Raw genomic sequence first — 20398 nt, forward strand, 5'->3', positions numbered from 1 at the left:
GTGCGTCCACGGCAAGCATAGCCTCGGCGCGCGGCGCTTCGTAATGACGCGGAGTGAGCTGGCAGCCAAGCGGGGCACCATCGCATCGTGACGATGGATGCCTACCGACGATCAGACGCACATGCTGCCGGTAAGGTTGATTGGTTAGGTTAAACCGGTAATTGCATTGACCGCACCTGCAGCCTTGCTCAATTGCCGGCATGATCGACGATGACGACAGCTATGAGTTGAATGACCAGGGCATCCGGGTGCTGATCGGGCTGACCGTGGAAGAGACTGCGGAATTCACCCGCCTTGACGGCACCATCGGTCACGGCCGCCCGCCTGGGATCTCGCTCGAACAATGGGCCCACGCCGAAGACCGGCGCTGGCTCGAACTCTATCAGAAACATGAAAATGCGCGGCAGCCGTTCTTGCAGACAGGCAAGACCAGGCACTGAGCGCACGGAAGCGCCATTCTCCGACACCGTAAACTAAAAGCACTCTGCAAATTAAAAGCCGCGCCAACCCGAAGGTTGACGCGGCCATGGCCGTTCTGTTGCAAGGTGGACCTACCCCGAACGGTTACGCCGCGAGGCGCACTTCGTTCATGCGAACGTTATCGTTTGCATTTAGGTTTTGACCCGATAACGGCGGTATCATGCCGAGCACAATTCACAACTTCTTCGCGGCCATCGATCCTGTTTCGCCCCCGCCTGAGCAGCCCGTGCATTTCACCGTCCGGCGAAATCGACCTCACCTGGGTGAGATCGCGAGCTGCTGAGGTGGAGGCGCCGGGTACTGCCCCCGGGTCTGCCCGCAGTCCATTGAGAGGTTCAGCGCCATCGTCTTGCGACGAACCAGATATAGGCGCGATCTCAGGCGAAATCTAGGCTCGGTCCGCCCTGCATTCCGGGCGGAATGCCGCTGGCCGCTAGCCCTTCTTGGCGGAACTCTTTTTGGTAGCGGTCTTTTTGGCAGCGCCCTTGGCCGCCTCTGCCTTGGCCGGCTTTCCTTTAGGTGCTTTGATCTTTGCAGGTTTGGCTTCGGCAACCGGAGCTTCGACCGGCGGCACGTCCGCAGTCTGAGGCCCTGAACCCTGCGTCTCGACCGCCAGAACCTCGACAGCCGGCTCCCCGGCAGGCTTCGCGGCAGCCACCTTCTTCGCCGCAGGCGCAGGCTTGCTCTCCGCGGGCGCGGCGGCCTTGCCGGCCTCCTTGATCAGCCGCTGCGCGGCTTCGAATTTGGCCTCGCGCATCGCACGCAAGGCGTCGGCGCGCGGTGTCGGGTTTGCCATGATGGTCTCCGTCCTCAGAATCGTCAGGCTTTGCTTAGCACGCCCGGCGCCCGGCACCGACCGGCCCAAGGGAATCCCCGTGTTAGATGATTTCAGCCCCGGACAGCTGCCCCGGCGCAATCCTCTCTTTCCCTCGGCAGGCCGCTTTGCTAAGCGCTGTCCCACGACGGAAAGGTGGCCGAGTGGTTTAAGGCAGCGGTCTTGAAAACCGCCGTGCCTGCAAGGGTACCGTGGGTTCGAATCCCACCCTTTCCGCCATTTGCCGCATCATCCTCTGTCGGACGACATGATCGATCAATCCGAGCCAACGACGCCCGCTGAAACACTTGGCGCTCTCAAGCCGCCGCGCTGCGCGATGTGCCGGGCGCGAATGGCGTTGCTGCGAAGCGAGCCGGATCCCGGCGGCGGCGACAAGTGCACCTTCACCTGCCCGAAATGCGAATTCCTGAAGACCAAGGTCATCGGCGGGCCGCCCGATCTCAGCCGCCACAGGCCGCCCAAAAAAACACGACAGCCCCAGACACGTTAGGCCGCCTGAGGGATTACCGCGGCGGCTGTGCTGCCGCCGGGAGCGGAGCGCCGCCGACCGAGATGGCACCAGCGGGACGATCGGCGGGGCGCTTGCGCGGCGCCGTGGGTGCCGGGCGCGCGGCCACTGGCGCAGCCGGAGCTGCGGCCATGGGCGCTGGCGCCGCAGCGGCTGGAGCCGGAGCTGCGAGAACGCCCCTACCCTGCAGCGTATCGATCTTGGCGGTTAGTCCAACGACCTGGGTCGTGAGGCCCTGGATCTGATCGGACAGGCGCTTCAACTCCGTCTGCTGCGCCGTCAGCAGTTCGGTAGCAGCCTGGATCGAGCTTCCGGTCTGCTGCTGGAACGCCGCGAAATCAGTCGCGCTGACGCTGCCCTCCGCCGCGCTCGCCAACACCGGGGCGCTCTCTCTGGGGCCAGTGCTTCCTGTCACCGCCTGTGCCATGTCAGTCAGTGCGTCGTGGTAGTTCAGCCAGAGATATCCACCGCCGCCAGCGAGGATCAACAGCACGGCGACGACTCCGAACGGGCCGAACGACCTGCGCTTGCGCAGCGGTACAGGGGGCGGCCCGACATTGATCTCGTTGTTGAACGTATCGGCCACTGGAGATCCTCACTTGCGACGTCCGATCCTGCGGCTCGGGGAGCGAGACAACCGGCGCGATTCCTTGAAGCGTATGTAAGCAAAAAATCCACTGAGGTGAACTGCTGCGACTCGGTCATCCCCCATGTCGCCTCATCATGCCCGCGCAGATGTGCCTTCAGCGCCCGTTAACCCTGCGCCGGGCTGGCGTCGCCTCGCCGGCGCCGCATTGTCATCGCCGTTGCGCCGCGATCGCTCCTCGCAACCGCGTAAAATGTTGCAACGACGCATCACTACAGCTCCGAATGAAAAGCCGACCGCGAATCTCTTTGACTGTGCGGCCCCCTGTGCCGTCTGTAGTTCGCGGGGGAATAAGGACTACCACGATGATTGAGACCGTCACTGCACTCTTCGGATTTCTCAGCGCCGGCATTCTGGCAGCTCACGCCTATGACGGTTACCGCGCCCGCTTCTAAGCGCGCGACGATTTCGCGACACCGCCGCTCAGCCATCTCGCAACTCGGCTAGTCGGTGCGCCTGCAGCCACTGCGCTGCCCTGATCGAGAGACACGGCTTCGATGAAAGCTGTCTCCGACGAAACAAGACTGAAACACGATTCTCCAGAACCGCTTTGAACGCGCCCGACGAGGGCAGCGACTGATGGGCAGGGACACAGCAAAGCGCTCGCGCGCCCACCCAATGGAGAAGATCTATGTTTCGCAAAGTAACCCTCGGACTGATCGCTGCAGCCTCGCTCGGTGCAGCCGCCCTCGCCCCCAGCGCTGCATCGGCCCATAGCTGGCATGTCGGTGGCTGGCACGGTGGATGGGGTGGCTACGGTCACCACGCCTTCTATGGCGGGCCCACCTTCTATGTCGGCGGCCTGACCGACGGCTGCCTGCAGCGCCGGGTGGTGGAAACGCGCCGTGGGCCGCGCGTCCGGACGGTCAACGTCTGCGCCTACTGATCACATCAAGTTACGGAAAGCCCGGCCGCCCAACGGCCGGGCTTTTTGCTGCCGTACTCAGGTATTGTTCTGCTTCTGTTGCCCCCCGGTGACAGCCAAGGTCAGCGTTTCCAGCTAAAGCTTGTGTCGAATTCGCTCAATATCTTCAGAGCGATGGAAGGTCCTGGATGCGAACGCTTTGGCTGGCCGCGATCATCGCAGCGTCGGGCGCGGTGAATGCCGCTGCTGCCGACCTGCAGTCGCGCGTCTGGACCAAGACGCCCGCGACGACCGAAGCAGGCTATAGCTGGGGCGGTTGGTATGTCGGCGGCAACGCCGGTGGTTCCTGGGGCCAGAGCAACGTCTCCAATGCTTTCGTCAACGGCACCGCGCCGATCGCAAACCAACAGGCGATTGCGGCTGCCTCGCCGCGGCTCAATCCCGATGGCTTCACCGGCGGCGGTCAGGTCGGCTACAATCATCAGGTGGACCGCTGGTTGTTTGGCGTCGAAGCCGACGCGAACTATTTCGGCCTGAAGCAGTCGCGCGGTTTCACCGCGCCTTTCCCGGCTGGCGGTTCGTTCACCACCACAAATTCCGTAACGAGTGATTGGCTGGTCACGCTGCGCCCGCGCGTTGGTTACACGGTCGATCGTACGCTTTTCTACGCAACCGGCGGCCTCGCGCTCACCGAGTTGAATTTCGCCTCCTCGCTAACCGACACGACTGGCCAGAACGAAACCGCGTCACTGTCAAAGACCGTGGCAGGCTGGACCATCGGTGCCGGTATCGAACACGCGTTCACCAAAAACTGGTCGGCGAAGGTCGAATATCTCCATACCGATTTCGGCAAGCAATCGGTCTCGGCTCCGACCTTCACCGGGCCAGGCGCCGCAACCGGTATCATTGCCCACGATATCGACCTGAAGACCAATACGGTACGCGGCGGATTGAACTATCATTTCGGCGGCCCGTCGGTCGCACGCTACTGATCGCTGCAAAGATCTCCAAACAAAAGGCCCTCGCTAGCGAGGGCCTTTTGTTTGGAGATGCGTGCGCCGGTCAGCCGGTCATCGCTAAGACGCGGCTTTCGACCGGATACGGCTCCACGGTGATCGTCCAGCGCAGTGGCCAGCAGGTCAGATCCGGACGAACGGCGTGAACATAGCCGTTGACGAAAACGCTGTCGGCATCGTCGCTGAATCGCTCGTCGATCAACTCGCCATGAAGATGCGCCATCCGGCAGCGGCGCATCTGCGCGTATTTCGTCGTTTCGTATTTGGCCAAATCGGGCCTCCCCAACGTCGCAATGTCCCCATCGGGAACTTTGGGCGACTCGCGGTTAACAAAGCCTCAAGCGGATCCGCGACGGTATCGGGCTGGAGTGCGCGTATCAAAAATGCGCAAAGCCCCCGACTTTCATCGATTCGATTCACGGCTGCTTCAAGAATGCAGAACAGTGTGGCGCCAATATTATTGGAGCGTCCCATGTTCATGATCGCGAGCATTCTGACGGTCGCTGCCGGTGTGTTTTACGCAGCGAGTATCAACAACAGCAGATGGGCGATGCAGGTGTGCCACTACGGCGACATATTCTGCATGAACCCGTCATGGCTTGTCATCGCCGCCGTCCTGTCCATCATCTGGGCATTCTTTTTGCGCGTCGATCGACTGTAGTCGTTCGATCAGCAGACGACCTGGTCCGCAACGAGTTCAGCGGGCTTGAGGTGTTGCCGGCGCGGCGCCAAACGCAGCGATTTCGACGTGGCACAATGTGGACAGCCAAAGGTGCGAATTTCACCGCCCTCTTCGTCCGTCTCGATCTTGATCAGATAAACTTGGGTCCTGCAGCCCGAACATTTCAGATGTTCGGTGCGAATGTTATCGTTCAGATGAACTCTGCGGGTGCCGGACATCTGCAGTCTCCGAAAACCGATGACAGCCTGCCCAGACTATCGCGTTTTCACGCATGCCGAGCGCCGAAATAGACAACCTGTAATTGCTTAAAAGAATCTCTGCGCCCTTAAGGAATCGCCGCCGTATTGAGCTACCTTGTTCCGGCAGGATTATCCAGATTGCGGGTTCCACGCGATACGTCTTTTCACGCAGTTTAGAGTATATCTAAATTCTTCGATTGCGGTTCATCATCACACAACTATAGATGTTGATGGATCGATCTGCTCGACGACCCTGGAATGTCGCAATGCACAAGCGATATCAGCCGCTCAATATCCCCATCGAGATCGTTCGCACCGTGGTGGCGATCGCGGAAACCGGCAGCCTGACCAAGGCCGCCGAACGGCTGGGCCTGAGCCAACCCGCTGTCAGTTCCCAAATCAAGCGCATTCAGACCATGGTGGGAGGCAACCTCTTCACCAAAACGGTCAACGGCACGACGGCTACCCAGCTCGGCAAGCTGGTGCTGCATCAGGCCAGACGGATTCTGGAAGCCAACGACCAGATGTTGCGGATTGGCGGCGTGGCCAATCTTCCGCAGCCGATCCGGTTTGGATTGAGCACACTGTTCGTCCAGGATTTCTTCAGCCATCAGACCTCCCAAAGTCTGGCCGATCTGGTCATTCACACTGACAACTCGGTGGGCATCACCAAAGGCCTGATCGACGGCTATATCGATATCGCGTACATTCTCGAAAATCCGGAAATGAGCAGCGAGATATCGCACCTGATCGTCAACGAAGCCGATGAGGAGTTCGTGTGGGTGCGCGCAAAGGACTTCGTCCTCAGTCCGGGCGCACCGATCCCGATTCTGACCTGGCCGGGCGACGATCTGATGATCCGGACGCTGACGCGCCACGGCCTGTCCTACAAGATCGTATTCAACAGTCCCGATTATCACGCCAAGTTGGCGGCTGTGGAAAGCGGCATCGGCTTCACCGCGATTCCGAAGCGGATGATTCCGCCTGCACTTGTCTGGGCGCAGGAATATTATCTGCCACACCTGCCGCCCGTCAAAGCGTTGCTGTGTGCGCGCTCGAACCTGGAAACAATGCAGAGCACGGAATTGCTCAACGAGATCTCGTCACGCTTTTTCAAATCGCCGGTCATGGTGAACCCTGTAGCTCAGCCATGATCCTGAGCCCGGCCGCAATCCCTATCAGCAGTCAGCGTGGCACGAGATAGTGTTCGTCCCATTCGCTACGCGGCACCTCGGTGCCAAGCTGATAGGCAAAGGATTTGACGTCGAGCCCGTCAGGAGTGGTCTCGCAGACATAGGACAGCCTGTACCACTTGCCCCCGCTGCGGATGGCACCGCCCGGCGCTTTGATCTGGTTGCCTCGAATGACCGGATCGGCAAATGCGTAGGCAACGAACTCGTCCGGCTTGTATCCCTTGTGCTCGCGGCCCACGGAGCCCATCGCACGCGCATCGCAACGCTGCTCCAGACGAGTTTCCGGCGACAGTTTGAGCATCTGATCGGTCCGGGACGACGCTGCATGTAGGGGAGACTGCGCAGCGATGCAGGCAAGAGCCAAGATCGCGAATGCCATTTTTCTCATCGACTTAGGCCAATTACCTTATGTGAATTAGGAGGATTCTTCGGCGCGAACCTACCATGTTCGCACGTGCAAAAAACCCCGCTCGTGTTACCGGCGGGGTTCCAAGTTCGGGATCGTCAGCCGATCCGTTTGAACGTCAGCAACTGATGAAATTCCGATGGCGAGAATTGGCGGCCACCGAGACCGGAGATACTGACCCGCCACCCCGCATCGTTGAGCGTCCGGGCCTGCGCGACGGCGACGTCCGGAATGATCCGGTGCGTCACCATGCTCTGATCATTGCGCGTCGCGTGGATGGTGAAGATATCGCCCCGCCGTGAAGCCGCAGGGATATCGGCTGCTTCAAGATCACTGTCAGAGAACACGGTCGCCAACGCCAGCCTCCATCATCAGTCAAAGCCCGATGTGATTGTGCAGCGCACGTGGTTAACTAATTACTACAACAGCGCACGCGCCGTCAGGATTTGAAGACGCCCGTGATCTTGTTCCAGAGCGATGAGCCGTCGTCGTTATCGTGTTTCGACCGGTCAGGCTGCGTCACACTCACAGGATCCGAAGCCGGGAAACTGTCCTTCAGGCCGGTCTTGAGTTCCTCAGACGTTTTGCGATCAGCACGCGCTGCCTCCTTCACGCCAACAGCGTATTTATCGTGGGGTGCGGGATCGAATTTCTCGGCCATGATCGTCTCCTTCATCTGATGAAGGAAAAACGTCCCCGTGGCCAAGAGGTTCCTCTCTGCGGCGATTAGTCGAGACCGCGCTCGCGGCTGAGGCCAACCATCTCCTGAATGAACAGCGCCTTCTGCTTGTCATCCAGCGTGGCGAATAGCGGCTCCGCGGCATCGGCAACGGCGCGCTGATCGACGGCCCGGTCGTTGAGGAACTGAGCCTCGTTGCGCATCTGCTCGATGATGTCATCCGGCGGATCGCGCTTGGCGCGGGCGATACGCAGTTTCAGACGCTCCGCGCCGTTATTGCCGAGCGTATGCATGGCGTTGCTAAAACCGGCCCAGTTCTTTTCCTGCTCCGGCGTCAGGTTGAGCGACGTCTTGATACGGCTAGTGTTGGCGTCGCTACTCGCGACGATCTGCTCGGCGGTCAGTTCCGGCTCCGCCGCGGGTTGAGCGCCCTTCTTGCCCTTCTTGGCGGCCTTGGTTTGTTTGGCGCTCGACTGCCCGCCCACGGGACCGCGAACATTGTTCGAGGGCACGCCCAGTACGCCGCCGACAACGCCCACGACGCCGCCGATCGCACCACCCAAAACACCGCCAATCGGCCCGGCCGCACGATTGCCGTCTCTTGCACCCTGCTGCACGCCCTGCACCAGCCCCTGCGCATGGACCGCTGCGGAATTTCCGAGCAGCAGAACGGCGGCGACGCACAGCACATGGCGCAGTGGTCGATGCGTGCGCTTGGGCAAATTCATTCTGGTCATCATCGTCTCCTCACCGCAATTTCGCGGCGCAGCAAATCACTTGTGATCATCAGCAACCATAGTGGCTTCAACACGGCCAAGTCCACACGCCACGTCTCCGCCAATGGTAGACCTCATCGAGCCAAGCCTGTTAGATAACGCCCGCGTGGCCCCTGGCGGGCGCGCAACAACGTAGAATGCTTCAAGGGGTGGAAATGGCGACCAACAAGAAGAAACTTCTGATCACCGAGTCGATGTCGACCCAGGGAATGGACCTGTTCAATGCACGCGATGACATCGAAGTGGTCAAGTTCAGCAATCTCATTTCCGCTGCCGACTACATCAAGCTGATTGAGCAACACGCACCGGTGCACGGCACCGCACTCGGCGCCACGCGGTTCGGCGAGCCCGAACTCGAAGCCTGCAAGGACATGAAGGTGGTGGCGCGCATCGGCGTCGGCTACGACGCGGTCGATGTGCCCGCGCTGTCCAAGCGCAAGGTGCCGCTGATGATTGCTGGCACCGCCAACTCGCCCTCGGTTGCGGAACAGGCGCTGTTCATGATGCTGACGCTCGCCAAGCGCGCAGTCGAACTGCATGCCATGGTCAAGGAAGGCAAATGGGCGTCGCGTTTCGGAGCGCTGCCATTCGACCTGTTCGGCAAGACCGTGCTGGTGGTCGGCTTCGGCCGCATTGGCACCCGCACCGCCAAGCGCTGCCAGGCGATGGAAATGAACGTGCTGGTCTATGACCCCTATGTCTCGGCCGATACAATCAAGGCTGCCGGCTGCGAGCCTGTCAGCGATCTCGACGCGGCCCTGCCGCGCGCCGACTTTGTCAGCCTGCATTGCCCGAAGACTCCGGAGACGACCGGCCTGTTCAACGCTGCGCGGATCGCCCGCATGAAGCCGTCGGCCTATCTCATCAACACCGCGCGTGGCGGCATCATCGTCGAAGCCGCGCTGCATGACGCGCTGGTGTCGGGCAAGCTCGCCGGCGCCGGCCTCGACGTGTTCGAAGCCGAACCGCCGCCGCTCGGTCACGCGCTGTTCGAACTGCCGAACGTGATCATCGCGCCGCATGTCGCCGGCGTGACCCGCGAGGCACTCGACCGCATGGGCGCGCAGACCGCGCGCAACATGCTCAGCGTGCTCGACGGCGAGCCGATCAAGCAAAATGCCGTCAACGCGGACGTGTTCGGCTGAACCGGCGATAGCTGGCGCGGATGATTGATCCGCGCTAGCACGTCCGCAGTCCTCACCAGAGTACCCCGCGATGGCATTCAAGGAATACGGCGATCACGACGCGCTCGACCTTGCCGGGCTGGTGCGTAGCAAGCAGGTCAGCCCGCGCGAACTGCTCGATGAAGCGGTGGCGCGCACCGAGCGCGTCAATCCCCGGATCAACGCTGTCGTGGTGCGCCATGAGGACTATGCGCAGCGCCAGATCGACGAGGGGTTGCCCGACGGGCCGTTCACCGGTGTGCCATTCCTGCTGAAGGATCTCGAACTCCTCGACGGCACGCGTACGACCTTCGGGGCGAGTGTCTACAAGGACTTCGTCGCCGATCACACCGGCACCCTCGCCCAGCGCTTTCTCAAGGCCGGCCTGACGATATTCGGCAAGAGCGCGAGCCCCGAATTCGGGCTGATGCCGACGACCGAGTGCCGGCTGCACGGACCGACGCGCAATCCCTGGAATACCGATCACGCATCAGGCGGCTCGTCCGGCGGCGCAGCCGCTGCCGTGGCTGCGCGCATCCTGCCAGTCGCCCATGCCAGCGACGGCGGCGGTTCGATCCGTATTCCCGCCTCGGCCTGCGGCGTGTTCGGTCTGAAGCCGACCCGCGCGCGCAATCCGACGGGTCCTGACAAGGCCGAAGGCTGGGGCGGCTTTTCCTGCGGCCACGTCGTCAGCATCAGCGTACGCGACAGCGCCGCGATGCTTGATGCTGTTCACGGACCCGAACTGACCAGCCCCTATATGGCGCCCGCACCGGAACGTCCCTTCCTCGATGAAGTCAGTCGTGGTCCCGGCAGGCTGCGCATCTTCTTCACCGACAAGTCGCCCTATGGCGATGCGATCGATCCAGAAGTCGCCGCTGCCGTCCGCGATGTCGCCAGGTTGCTCGAAGCACAGGCGCATCATGTCGAAGAACGCGCGCCGGTGTTGCCGCTGGACCCTGCGCAAGTGATTGCGGCGATCGTGTCGGCCAATACAGCGGTGACCGTGCAGTTCGCGGAGAAGAAGTTCGGCCGCCCGATGACCTCGGATGATTTCGAGAAACTCACACTCGGCAGCGCGCACAATGCCCGCAAGGCAAGCGCAGTCGACTACGTGACAGCACTGCAGAACGCATTCCAGGTCTCCCGCAGCGTCACCGAATTCTTTACCGGCTGCGATATCTTCCTGTCCCCGACGCTCTGCACGCCGCCGATCAGGATCGGCGAGATCGATACGATGTCGGACGATCTCGGCCATGTGGCGCCTTTGCTGCGCCGCTACATGCCAGGCACCAGTATGGCCAATATGACCGGCCAGCCATCCATGTCGGTGCCCCTGGCCTGGAGCAGCAAAGGTCTGCCGATCGGTATGATGTTCACGGCGCATTTCGGCGACGAGGCCATGCTGTTCCGTCTGGCCGGGCAACTCGAGCAGATCCGGCCCTGGAAAGACAGGCGCCCGCCGATCTCTGCCTAAAAACAGCCACAGCGATTACCAAAATGAAACCACAGCCGATTAGATTATCGGCGATATGTGGACGTTGCGTAATTACGGGGAGGCGCATTTCGATGACCCAGAACGATCCGACCGATCACGCCCTCGCGGCCATTGCGAGCATTCTCGACCGCAAGGAAGCGGAATCGCAAGTGGCCGAACACGGCGACGCCGAGCCCGCTTCGATTACCGTCGTCACTGAAACCGTGGTCACCGAGACTGTATCCGTCATGGTCGCCGCCGAACCCGAAGCGCCGCTCGTCGAACACGAGTCGCCCTCCACGGTTCCAGAGGCCCTCGAGGTCGATGGTTACTCTCGTCTCGGTCCAGGTCCGCTCGATGCCATCCGCTTTCGCTGGACCGCACGCCGCGACGACGACGGCCAGTATTTCGTCGATGAAACCATCGGCAGTTCACGGCCGATTTCGTCAGGCCCGATGCCGCGTGACGAAATCATCGATTTCATCGATGGGCGCGAGCGCGCCGCCCGCGATCGTTTCGAGACGCTGAAGAGCCAGATGACCGTGGGCAGCAACGTCTCGCGCTACAGCGACTACTGACGAAAGCCAGACTTCAGTCGACGCCGCCGTCCAGTGGCGGCGTTGGGGCCTGTCAGGCTGCCTGAAACGGCATATGTCCGGCGCATGATTGAACCACTTCTTCAGTCGGCGCCACACACCAAAGCAATTGCAATTCCCCCTGAGTGACGCGGATCACAGTGTTCAGGCGCATCCGCGGCGCTGTTCAGGGGCAGGATTTCAACCGCCTTGGAGGACACATGAAGCCGCTCTTCGCCCTCGCCGCCATCCTGCTGACCAGCACCGCCGCTCAGGCTGGCGACAGCTACTCATTCGACATCGGTGGCCGCACCATTACCATCGAAGCGCCAAGCGACTGCAATTCGACGGACTGCATCTCGGTGTCCATTCCCGGCGTCTACGAATATGGCACCAAGCGCAGCAAGCGCGAGCGTGACCGCGAGACGCGCGAGCAGGCCCCCAACACTCCGCGATCCGAACAGACGGCCAAGCCTGTGGAGACGCAGAAGCCCGTTGTCGCCCCAAAGGAGGCGGCAGCTCCGGCGACTCCTGTCACGCCATCCGTCGCAGTAGCCCCGCAGCCTGCCCCGGCTCCCGCGCCTGCCGAGAAATCTGCGCCCTCTACGGTCATCGCCAACGCACCGCCCACAGATCCAGTCAACAAGCAGGATGCGCCCACACCGGTTACGCCTGCCGCGGCGGCAACGCCGCTCGGCATCTGGATGACCGAGAAGAAGGAAGGCAAGGTTCGCATCGAACAATGCGGCGCCAATCTGTGCGGCTATTCGATGAATGCCAAAACCGAGGCCAATGGGGAGAAAGTGCTGATCAACATGAAGCCCGGCAACAACAAATGGGCGGGAAAGATCTTCGATCCGAACAGCGGCAGCACCTACGAATCGACCATCGCTCTGAAGGGCAGCGACACGCTGCGTGTTCAGGGCTGTGCCTTCGGCGGCATGTTCTGCGGCGGACAGACCTGGACGCGGGTGAACTGATCCCAGCCGACGCTGCTCATCGATTGAAAGGTCCAACATCCCCTGTAAGCTGATCGTAACGCGGTGCGCCCCTGAACAGTGCGCTTCGCGATACAAACGGGGAGACGTCATGATCCGGATCACCGCCGCCTGGCTTGCGGCCTGCCTGCTGCTTGCCGCGCCCTTGCATGCACAGACGCCGGCCCCTGCGCCCTCACCGTCCCGCCTCGACGATATCATTGCCCGGGGGACGCTCCGCGTTGGATTGACCGGCGACTACATGCCGTTCAGCGCGTTCGATCCTGTCACGACATCGTTCAAGGGCTTCGACGTCGAGATGGCAGAGGCGCTCGGAAAAGCACTCGGCGTCAAGGTCGACTATGTGAAGACCAGCTGGCCAAAACTGTCAGCGGACTTTGCGGCAGACCAGTTCGACATGGTGATGGGCGGCGTGTCGATCACCCTCGACCGGCAGAAGAAGGGTGTGTTCTCGATCCCGATCATGCGCGAGGGCAAGACGCCGATCGCGCGCTGCACCGATGCAGGGAAATTCGGCACGCTCGCTGAGATTGATCGGCCTGGTATCAAGGTGATCGTGAATCCGGGCGGCACCAATGAGCGCTTTGCACGGACGCATATCAAGTCAGCCGAGATCACCGTCTTCAACGACAATACCCGTATCTTCGACGAGATCGCACAAGGCCGTGCCGACCTGATGATGACCGATGCGTCAGAGACCCGCTATCAGCAGAAGCTGCATCACGGCGTGCTCTGCGCTGTGCACCCCGACACGCCGTTCGATTTTGCCGAGAAGGCCTATTGGCTCCAGCGCGATGTGGCGCTGAAGGCCTTCGTCGATCAGTGGCTGCACATCATGCAGGAAGACGGCAGTTTCCGTGCGACCGTCAACCGCTGGTTCGAGTGACCGGAGGTAATCGGCGCATCGGCCGCAAAGCCGGCGCACGCGATGTGACGGCCTCTAGCCATTACGGAACGCGTAACCGTATCCATTCAGCGCGGGCGCGCCGCCGAGATGTGCATAGAGCACCTTGGATCCTTCAGGGAAGTACCCCTTCTGCACGAGGTCGATCATGCCCTGCATCGATTTCCCTTCATAGACAGGGTCGGTGATCATGCCCTCGAGGCGCGCGCAGAGACGGATGGCGTCCTTGGTCTCTTCCGATGGCACGCCATAGACGGGATAGGCGTAGTCCTCGATCAGCACCACATCATCCTCGACGAGGTCTTTGCCTAATTTGACCAGCTTGGCGGTGTTCTGCGCGATCTCAAGTACCTGCGCCTTGGTCTGAGCCGGTGTGAAAGATGCGTCGATACCAATGACCCTGCGCTGACGATCGTCCTTGGCGAAACCTACCAGCATGCCTGCATGGGTAGAACCTGTAACCGTGCAAACGACGATGTAGTCGAACGCGAAGCCGAGTTCCTTCTCCTGCGCCCGGACTTCTTCGGCAAAGCCGACATAGCCGAGCCCACCGAATTTGTGCACGGAGGCACCGGCCGGAATGGCGTAGGGTTTGCCGCCCTTTGCCTTCACATCCTCGATCGCCTCTTCCCAGCTATGGCGGATGCCGATGTCAAAGCCTTCGTCGACGAGCTGCACATCCGCGCCCATGATCCGGCTGAGCATGATATTGCCGACACGGTCGTAGACGGCATCCTCATGCGGCACCCAGCTCTCCTGCACCAGCCGGCACTTCATACCGATCTTGGCCGCAACGGCCGCAACCATGCGTGTATGATTGGATTGCACGCCGCCGATCGATACCAGCGTATCGGCGTTCGACGCGATGGCATCGGGGATGATGTATTCGAGCTTGCGCAGCTTGTTGCCGCCATAGGCCAGCCCGGAATTGCAGTCCTCGCGCTTGGCGTAGAGTTCGACCTTACCGCCGAGATGGGCCGAGAGCTTCTCTAGCTTCTCGATATAGGTGGGTCCAAAGGTGAGCGGATAGCGTTCGAAGCCTTCGAGCATGTGACACCTGTTGTCGTGAAAACTGGCGGTACAGCTAGCATTATCGGTGCGGAAGGTGCTTTCAAAGATATGGTTGTGTTCTGCTATATATCGTACCATATCCATCTAAACTGGACGTAAGACGCATTAAATTCCAAAAATTCGGAAGATTCTTTCATGGCAGAAAATCTGGATAAAATCGGACTTCGCATGTTGCATTTGCTGCAGAAAGACGGGCGTCTGAGCAATGCCGATCTGGCGGCTAAGGTGAATGTCAGTCCCGCCACCTGTCATCGCCGCACGCAGCAGCTGTTTGACGAGGGCTACATCAGGAATACACGCGCCATTATTGCGCCCGAGAAGGTCAACCGCGGCGCGCTGGTCATGGTCGGTGTCGTGCTCGATCGCTCGACGCCGGAAAGCTTTTCAGTGTTTGAAAAGGCGGTGGCCAAACTGAAATTCGTTCTCGATTGCCACCTGGTCGCCGGCGACTTCGACTATTTTCTAAAAATCCGCGTCGGTGACATGGCCGATTTTAATCGTATCCACGGCACGCAGCTCATCGCACTGCCCGGCGTCCGTCAGACCCGGACCTTTTTCGTCATGAAAGAGGTGGTGGACAATGCACCGCTAGACTTTTGAACCCAGCGCTCGTCCCCGCACCCGGCGATGCCTTGGCCGTCCTAGCCGACCGGCTTCGCATATTGTTCGTCGCTGACCTTTTCCATCCAGTCCGCAGTCTTGCCGTCGAGCGCTTCCTGCATGGCGATATGGGTCATGCCGGTGGTCGGCGCCGCGCCGTGCCAATGCTTCTCGCCCGGCGGAATCCAGATGGTGTCGCCCGGCTTGATCTCGACGACTGGCTGACCTTCGGTCTGGAAGCGCCCGACGCCCGCGATGACATAGAGCGTCTGCCCGAACGGATGGGTATGCCAGGCGGTGCGTGCGCCGGGCTCAAAGCTGACGCGGAATGTCACAAGCCGCGCCGGCGCTTCCGCGACAATGACCGGATCCTGCCAGACCGTGCCCGTGAAGTATTCCTCTGGCGCCCTTTTGGTCGGGCGCGAACCTGCTGGAAAAAGCTTCATGGCACGGTCTCCAATCTCTGGCCCTCATGGCGAGGAGGCGCGCAGCGCCGTCTCGAACCATGAGGGATGAACACTCCCTCACCCTTCGAGACGCGGCCAAGCGGCCGCTCCTCAGGATGAGGGTATTGAGTTGGTTGATTACTTCTTCGACGCGGCGTAGCGCGCCTTGGTCTCGGCATTCATCGGATACAGGCCGGGCAGCGTGGCGCCGTTGTTCACCTCGTTGACGATCCAGGCTTCCATGCGCTCCTGCTCTGCGCCTTCGGCGAGGATGAGATCGAGGAAGGCCTTCGGGATCACGACAGCGCCGTCCTGGTCGGCGACGATGACGTCGTCCGGGAAAATGGCAACGCCGCCGCAGCCGATCGGTTCACCCCAGCCGACAAAGGTCAGGCCGGCAACTGACGGCGGAGCGGCATAGCCGTCGCACCAGACCGGCAGATTGGTGCCGAGCACGCCTTCGATGTCACGCACCACGCCGTCGGTGATCAGTGCAGCGACGCCGCGCTTCTGCATACGGGCGCAGAGGATGTCGCCGAAGATGCCGGCATCGGTGATGCCCATGGCGTCAACCACGGCGATACAGCCTTCCGGCATCGCTTCAATGGCGGTGCGGGTCGAGATCGGCGACGACCACGATTCCGGGGTGGCGAGATCCTCGCGCGCCGGCACAAAACGGAGGGTAAAGGCCGGACCGACGAGACGGGGCTGACCCGGGCGCAGCGGCTTGGCGCCGCGCAGCCAGACATTGCGCAGGCCCTTCTTCAGGAGAACGGTGGTGATGGTCGCGGTGGTGACCTTCGACAGGGTGGCAATGGCTTCGGGTGTCAGGGACATACGCAGGGCTCTTCAGGTCAGAGGGTGCAGGACGTTGGGCTTACGGCGGCGCATCTTGCGGTGGAATGCCAGCGCGTCAAGGGCTGCTGCTTCAAAGCGCCATGCAATGTGATGAAACCTCTGCGATCAGTACGGCTTATCGCCAACATGCGTATTAATTTATTGAAGATGCACGGCTATTTTCAGATTGCGAATTCCACTCGCTGGTAAAACGCGCTATGCATGATTGTCCAATACTGACGTTGTGAGGCCATGGTCGCAGCTCTCTCCCCGCCCCGCATCCTCCCCAGTGGCGATGCTGCCATCACCGTCGAATTCAGCCGCACCATCGACGAGGAAGCCAACCGCCGGGTGCTGGCGCTCGACAAACTCGTCGCGTCGGCCGGCCTTGCTGCCGTCGCCGAAACCGTGCCGACCTATCGCTCCCTGCTGGTGCATTACGATCCCTTGCAGATTGGCTTCGATGCGCTGGGCGAGAAACTGACCGAACTGGCACTGCAGCCGCTACCCGAGGCCAAGGCGGCCCGACGCTGGCGCATCCCGGTCGCCTATGGCGGCGAGAACGGCATCGATCTCGAAGACGTCGCGAAGGCGCTCAACATCACGCCGGACGAAGTGGTCGCGCGCCATGTGGGCGGCGACTACAAGGTGGCGATGATCGGTTTCACGCCGGGCTGGTCCTATCTCAGCGGGCTGCCGAGCTCGATGCAGATGTCACGCCGACAGAATCCCCGGCTGCTGACGCCGCCCGGCACGATCTCCATCGGCGGCATCCAGACCGGCGTGCAATGCCTTGCCGGCCCCAGTGGCTGGCATCTGCTCGGACGGACCGCCGTGCGCACCTATCAGCTCGGCCGCGATCCCATCTTCCTGCTTGAACCCGGCGACGCCATCACCTTCGCGGCTGTCGATGAGAAGACCTTTGCCGAACAGGAACGCGCCGCCGCAGCTGGCGCATTCGTCGCGGAGCTGATCGCGTCATGAGCAAGCTCATCGTCACATCAGTCAGTCCCGGCACGTCGGTGCAGGATGTCGGTCGCTTCGGCGCGCAGCGCTATGGCCTGGTGCCATCGGGCGCCGTCGATCGACTGGCGATGGCCGCCGCCAATGCCCTGCTCGGCAACACGCTGTTCGCAGCCACCATCGAACTCGGCCCGCTCAATTCAGTCTTCACCGCCAAAGGCGGCGCCGTGCGTGTTGCACTCACCGGCGCGACGCGGCCGGCCGATATCGCGGGCACGCCCTTCAACGTCAATACATCCGTCACGCTGGCCGATGGCGAGAGCCTCAATCTCGGCGTCGCCCGCGCCGGCACCTTCGGCTATCTCGCGATCGAAGGCGGCGTGCGCGGCGAGCCGATGTTCGGCAGCCTGGCCGTGAACGCCCGCGCCGGTCTCGGCAGTCCCTATCCGCGCCCGCTGCAGGCCGGTGACGAATTGCTGGTGGCGGCTGCGAGCAGCGCCAACGAGAAGCGCATCGAGTTGCCTGCGCCGGCCGAAGGTCCGATCCGCGTGGTGCTTGGACCACAAGACGATGAATTCGGTGACGCCAAAGAATTGTTCCTCAGCAGCGAGTGGAAGATCTCGGCGACCAGCGACCGTATGGGCTATCGCCTTGAAGGCCCCGTCATCAAACATCTGCACGGGCACAACATCGTTTCCGACGGCACCGTGAACGGCTCGATCCAGGTACCCGGCAACGGCCAACCCATCGTGCTGATGCCGGACCGCGGGACGTCAGGCGGCTATCCGAAAATCGCGACCGTGATCTCGACGGATCTCGGCCGGTTCGGCCAGACCCAGCCGGGCCGCGCTTTCCGCTTTAAAGCCATCACCATGGCCGAGGCGCAGGCGGAATACCGCGCCTTCGCCGAACTGCTGCAGAGCCTGCCCGGCCGTGTCCATGATTCCAACATCCTGATGTTGGACATCAAGGCGCTGCTGTCGTCCAATGTCGCTGGTGTCGCCGTCAGTGCAACCGATGACAACACGTGGCAGGCACCGCAGACGGCAGACGCACAAGACTGATTTCGAATCCTACTCACGAAAGAGCACGACCATGGCGACCATCGATCTGAACTGCGACCTCGGCGAAAGCTTCGGCATGTGGGAGATGGGCAACGACGCCGCGATGATCGACCTCGCGTCCTCCGTGAACATCGCCTGCGGCTATCATGCCGGCGATGCCGATGTGATGCGCAAGACGGTGCAGCTCGCCAAGGCGCGCAACGTCAAGATCGGCGCGCATCCCGGCTATCGCGACCTGCACGGTTTCGGCCGCCGGCCTATCGTTGGTCTCACCGCACTCGAGATCGAGAACCTGATCGCGTACCAGATCGGCGCCTTGCAGGCGATCGCCGCCATGGAAGGCTACAAGGTCACCCATGTGAAGGCCCATGGCGCGATCTCCAACGTCGCCTGCGAGGACGACATGACTGCCCGCGCCATCGCCGCCGGCATCAAGGCGGTCGACCGAAATCTGACCTTCGTGGTGCTGGCGAATTCCAAGCTCGTGACCGCAGGCGAAGCCGCCGGACTCCCTCTGGCACATGAAGTGTTCGCCGACCGCGCCTATGAGGACAACGGCAATCTCGTCTCGCGCAAGAAGCCCGGTGCGGTGCTGCATGATCCGGTGATGGTTGCTGATCGTGTGGTGAAGATGGCACAGACCGGCGAAGTCATCTCGATCACCGGCAAGGTGATCAAGATGAAGATGGACACCGTGTGTATTCACGGGGACACGCCGGGAGCCGTCGAACTTGGCCGCCATGTACGAGATGGGCTGAAGGCGGCGGGGATCGATGTGGCGCCGTTCAAGACGGCGCTTTAAGCCCACTCGTCATTCCGGGGCGCGTGCATCTTCGCACGCGAACCCGGAATCCCGACATGTTCATCACTTCCAGATTCCGGGTTCGCCCGCGCAAGGTGCGCGGCCGCCCCGGAATGACGAGGTTGGGGCTACCGATCGTTCAACATCCCCTCATGTGGCAGTCCCTCGATCGGACATTCCTCGACACCGACCGTCGGCCGCGTGAAGGCCTCGACATTCTCCCGCGCCTTGTCGGGATTGTTGACCCAGTTCGCGTAGAAATCGAACGGACACGCCGCGACGCCTTTGTTGCTTTCGCCGGAATTGATCGTGCCGGTGTAGCCGCGATGCAAGAGCTTGAAGAGATGGTTCTCCGACTGCCCGGTGCGTCGCGCGTCGCGGATCAATGATTTCGACAGTGCCGCATATTGAATGCCGTAATCTTCCTCGCCGCATTCGCCGAGCGTGCGGCCATCGAAACCGATGATCGCCGAATGGCCGAAATACGAATAGACGCCGTCGAAGCCTGAGGCATTGGCAACGGCAACATAAGTATTGTTGGCCCAGGCCATCGCCTTGGCCATCAGCACCTGCTGATCCTTGGCGGGATACATGTAGCCCTGACAGCGCACGATCAATTCGGCGCCCTTCATGGCGCAATCGCGCCAGATCTCGGGATAGTTGCCGTCGTCGCAGATGATCAGCGAGATCTTCAGTCCCTTCGGCCCCTCCGACACATAAGTGCAATTGCCGGGATACCAGCCTTCAATGGGCACCCATGGCATGATTTTGCGATATTTCTGAACGATCTCGCCCTTGTCGTTCATCAGGATCAGCGTGTTGTACGGCGCCTTGTGCGGATGCTGCTCGTGCCGCTCGCCGGTCAGCGAGAACACGCCCCAGACCTTGGCCTTGCGGCAGGCCTCCGCGAAAATCTCGGTTTCCTCGCCGGGTACGATCGAGGCGGTCTCGTACATTTCCTTGGAGTCGTACATGATGCCCTGGGTCGAATATTCCGGGAACACCACCAGATCCATGCCGGGCAGACCGATCTTCATGCCGACGATCATATCGGCGATCTTCTGCGCATTGGCGAGCACCTCGGCCTTCGTGTGAAGCCGCGGCATCTTGTAATTCACGACGGCGACGCCGACCGCGTCCTTGCTGGATGAAATATCGCCGTGATGCATCTGC

Annotated in this window: 26 protein-coding genes, 1 tRNA gene and 1 other RNA gene; 15 read left to right on the plus strand and 13 right to left on the minus strand. The window is 61.4% G+C overall.

Features of this window, described 5'->3' with window-relative positions; all coding sequences use genetic code 11:
- Nucleotides 1-200 precede the first annotated feature (200 nt).
- Nucleotides 201-440, plus strand: a complete 240-nt coding sequence (locus AC1DUY_RS02400) for a hypothetical protein (protein ID WP_120289751.1) — start codon at nt 201-203, stop codon at nt 438-440.
- An 82-nt stretch (nt 441-522) separates the two neighbouring features.
- Here the strand turns inward: AC1DUY_RS02400 and ssrA are convergent.
- Both ssrA and AC1DUY_RS02410 read right to left on the minus strand, forming a co-directional pair.
- Nucleotides 523-875, minus strand: a transfer-messenger RNA (tmRNA) gene (gene ssrA, locus AC1DUY_RS02405).
- Between the two features lie 38 nt (nt 876-913).
- On the minus strand, nt 914-1276 hold the full coding sequence (locus AC1DUY_RS02410) for a hypothetical protein (protein ID WP_478111995.1): 363 nt from the start codon (nt 1274-1276) through the stop codon (nt 914-916).
- 168 nt (nt 1277-1444) lie between these two features.
- Here AC1DUY_RS02410 and AC1DUY_RS02415 point away from each other — a divergent pair.
- Nucleotides 1445-1534 (plus strand) — tRNA-Ser (locus AC1DUY_RS02415).
- Between the two features lie 284 nt (nt 1535-1818).
- Here AC1DUY_RS02415 and AC1DUY_RS02420 read toward each other — a convergent pair.
- A complete protein-coding gene (locus AC1DUY_RS02420; RefSeq protein WP_478111997.1) occupies nt 1819-2409 on the minus strand; it encodes a hypothetical protein in 591 nt (196 codons plus the stop codon).
- 691 nt (nt 2410-3100) lie between these two features.
- On the opposite strand from AC1DUY_RS02420, the gene AC1DUY_RS02425 reads away from it, so the two are divergent.
- A complete protein-coding gene (locus AC1DUY_RS02425) occupies nt 3101-3355 on the plus strand; it encodes a hypothetical protein (RefSeq protein ID WP_068731748.1) in 255 nt (84 codons plus the stop codon).
- Nucleotides 3356-3522: 167 nt separating this feature from the next.
- On the plus strand, nt 3523-4326 hold the full coding sequence (locus tag AC1DUY_RS02430) for an outer membrane protein (RefSeq protein WP_120289759.1): 804 nt from the start codon (nt 3523-3525) through the stop codon (nt 4324-4326).
- A 70-nt stretch (nt 4327-4396) separates the two neighbouring features.
- Here AC1DUY_RS02430 and AC1DUY_RS02435 read toward each other — a convergent pair whose 3' ends face one another.
- On the minus strand, nt 4397-4621 hold the full coding sequence (locus AC1DUY_RS02435) for a hypothetical protein (protein WP_068731744.1): 225 nt from the start codon (nt 4619-4621) through the stop codon (nt 4397-4399).
- A gap of 201 nt (nt 4622-4822) precedes the next feature.
- On the opposite strand from AC1DUY_RS02435, the gene AC1DUY_RS02440 reads away from it, so the two are divergent.
- Complete coding sequence (locus tag AC1DUY_RS02440) at nt 4823-5011, plus strand: hypothetical protein (protein ID WP_092142869.1); 189 nt, start codon at nt 4823-4825, stop codon at nt 5009-5011.
- Between the two features lie 8 nt (nt 5012-5019).
- On the opposite strand, the gene AC1DUY_RS02445 is transcribed toward AC1DUY_RS02440, so the two are convergent.
- The gene (locus AC1DUY_RS02445) at nt 5020-5250 is read right to left on the minus strand and encodes a hypothetical protein (RefSeq protein ID WP_120289761.1); all 231 of its coding nucleotides are present in this window, start codon (nt 5248-5250) and stop codon (nt 5020-5022) included.
- 287 nt (nt 5251-5537) lie between these two features.
- Here AC1DUY_RS02445 and AC1DUY_RS02450 point away from each other — a divergent pair, with 287 nt between their 5' ends.
- Nucleotides 5538-6425: a LysR family transcriptional regulator gene (locus AC1DUY_RS02450; protein WP_478112001.1), complete on the plus strand. Its 888-nt coding sequence runs from the start codon at nt 5538-5540 to the stop codon at nt 6423-6425.
- Between the two features lie 31 nt (nt 6426-6456).
- Here the strand turns inward: AC1DUY_RS02450 and AC1DUY_RS02455 are convergent, their stop codons facing one another.
- The 4 genes from AC1DUY_RS02455 to AC1DUY_RS02470 all read right to left on the minus strand — a co-directional run bounded on the left by AC1DUY_RS02455 (nt 6457) and on the right by AC1DUY_RS02470 (nt 8277).
- Nucleotides 6457-6843, minus strand: a complete 387-nt coding sequence (locus AC1DUY_RS02455; protein WP_478112003.1) for a DUF930 domain-containing protein — start codon at nt 6841-6843, stop codon at nt 6457-6459.
- Nucleotides 6844-6968: 125 nt separating this feature from the next.
- Nucleotides 6969-7226 carry a hypothetical protein gene (locus tag AC1DUY_RS02460; protein WP_478112005.1) on the minus strand — a complete coding sequence of 86 codons (258 nt, stop codon included), beginning with the start codon at nt 7224-7226 and terminating at the stop codon, nt 6969-6971.
- 83 nt (nt 7227-7309) lie between these two features.
- The gene (locus AC1DUY_RS02465) at nt 7310-7531 is read right to left on the minus strand and encodes a hypothetical protein (RefSeq protein WP_089264703.1); all 222 of its coding nucleotides are present in this window, start codon (nt 7529-7531) and stop codon (nt 7310-7312) included.
- A gap of 65 nt (nt 7532-7596) precedes the next feature.
- Nucleotides 7597-8277, minus strand: coding sequence for a Spy/CpxP family protein refolding chaperone (locus tag AC1DUY_RS02470; protein WP_309949065.1), 681 nt, complete (start codon nt 8275-8277; stop codon nt 7597-7599).
- A gap of 203 nt (nt 8278-8480) precedes the next feature.
- Here AC1DUY_RS02470 and AC1DUY_RS02475 point away from each other — a divergent pair, with 203 nt between their 5' ends.
- The 5 genes from AC1DUY_RS02475 (at nt 8481) to AC1DUY_RS02495 (ending at nt 13424) form a co-directional block, all read left to right on the plus strand.
- The gene (locus AC1DUY_RS02475) at nt 8481-9470 is read left to right on the plus strand and encodes a hydroxyacid dehydrogenase (protein WP_092142857.1); all 990 of its coding nucleotides are present in this window, start codon (nt 8481-8483) and stop codon (nt 9468-9470) included.
- 70 nt (nt 9471-9540) lie between these two features.
- Nucleotides 9541-10965: an amidase gene (locus AC1DUY_RS02480; RefSeq protein WP_478112007.1), complete on the plus strand. Its 1425-nt coding sequence runs from the start codon at nt 9541-9543 to the stop codon at nt 10963-10965.
- Between the two features lie 92 nt (nt 10966-11057).
- Nucleotides 11058-11543: a hypothetical protein gene (locus tag AC1DUY_RS02485; RefSeq protein WP_478112009.1), complete on the plus strand. Its 486-nt coding sequence runs from the start codon at nt 11058-11060 to the stop codon at nt 11541-11543.
- 218 nt (nt 11544-11761) lie between these two features.
- Nucleotides 11762-12520, plus strand: coding sequence for a DUF2147 domain-containing protein (locus AC1DUY_RS02490; protein WP_120289775.1), 759 nt, complete (start codon nt 11762-11764; stop codon nt 12518-12520).
- Nucleotides 12521-12629: 109 nt separating this feature from the next.
- Entirely contained in the window at nt 12630-13424 is a 795-nt protein-coding gene (locus tag AC1DUY_RS02495) for a transporter substrate-binding domain-containing protein (protein WP_309948969.1), read from the plus strand.
- Nucleotides 13425-13478: 54 nt separating this feature from the next.
- Here the strand turns inward: AC1DUY_RS02495 and AC1DUY_RS02500 are convergent, their stop codons facing one another.
- Nucleotides 13479-14492, minus strand: coding sequence for a 1-aminocyclopropane-1-carboxylate deaminase (locus tag AC1DUY_RS02500; RefSeq protein ID WP_068731723.1), 1014 nt, complete (start codon nt 14490-14492; stop codon nt 13479-13481).
- Between the two features lie 156 nt (nt 14493-14648).
- On the opposite strand from AC1DUY_RS02500, the gene AC1DUY_RS02505 reads away from it, so the two are divergent.
- A complete protein-coding gene (locus AC1DUY_RS02505; RefSeq protein WP_309948968.1) occupies nt 14649-15113 on the plus strand; it encodes an Lrp/AsnC family transcriptional regulator in 465 nt (154 codons plus the stop codon).
- Nucleotides 15114-15154: 41 nt separating this feature from the next.
- Here AC1DUY_RS02505 and AC1DUY_RS02510 read toward each other — a convergent pair whose 3' ends face one another.
- Both AC1DUY_RS02510 and AC1DUY_RS02515 read right to left on the minus strand, forming a co-directional pair.
- Nucleotides 15155-15559, minus strand: coding sequence for a (R)-mandelonitrile lyase (locus AC1DUY_RS02510; RefSeq protein WP_309948965.1), 405 nt, complete (start codon nt 15557-15559; stop codon nt 15155-15157).
- A gap of 138 nt (nt 15560-15697) precedes the next feature.
- Complete coding sequence (locus tag AC1DUY_RS02515; RefSeq protein ID WP_089264363.1) at nt 15698-16396, minus strand: ribonuclease activity regulator RraA; 699 nt, start codon at nt 16394-16396, stop codon at nt 15698-15700.
- Between the two features lie 252 nt (nt 16397-16648).
- On the opposite strand from AC1DUY_RS02515, the gene pxpB reads away from it, so the two are divergent.
- The 3 genes from pxpB to AC1DUY_RS02530 are packed head-to-tail and all read left to right on the plus strand — an operon-like array spanning nt 16649 to nt 19225.
- Nucleotides 16649-17380: a 5-oxoprolinase subunit PxpB gene (gene pxpB, locus AC1DUY_RS02520; protein ID WP_478112014.1), complete on the plus strand. Its 732-nt coding sequence runs from the start codon at nt 16649-16651 to the stop codon at nt 17378-17380.
- Nucleotides 17377-18423, plus strand: a complete 1047-nt coding sequence (locus tag AC1DUY_RS02525) for a 5-oxoprolinase subunit C family protein (protein WP_478112016.1) — start codon at nt 17377-17379, stop codon at nt 18421-18423. The genes pxpB and AC1DUY_RS02525 overlap by 4 nt, the downstream gene beginning before the upstream one ends.
- 31 nt (nt 18424-18454) lie before the next feature.
- Complete coding sequence (locus AC1DUY_RS02530) at nt 18455-19225, plus strand: LamB/YcsF family protein (protein WP_309948961.1); 771 nt, start codon at nt 18455-18457, stop codon at nt 19223-19225.
- Nucleotides 19226-19353: 128 nt separating this feature from the next.
- Here the strand turns inward: AC1DUY_RS02530 and AC1DUY_RS02535 are convergent, their stop codons facing one another.
- The gene (locus tag AC1DUY_RS02535) at nt 19354-20394 is read right to left on the minus strand and encodes an aliphatic amidase (protein WP_093758599.1); all 1041 of its coding nucleotides are present in this window, start codon (nt 20392-20394) and stop codon (nt 19354-19356) included.
- Nucleotides 20395-20398: the final 4 nt, after the last annotated feature.

It is taken from the genome of Tardiphaga sp. P4_G1 (genome assembly GCF_056401215.1).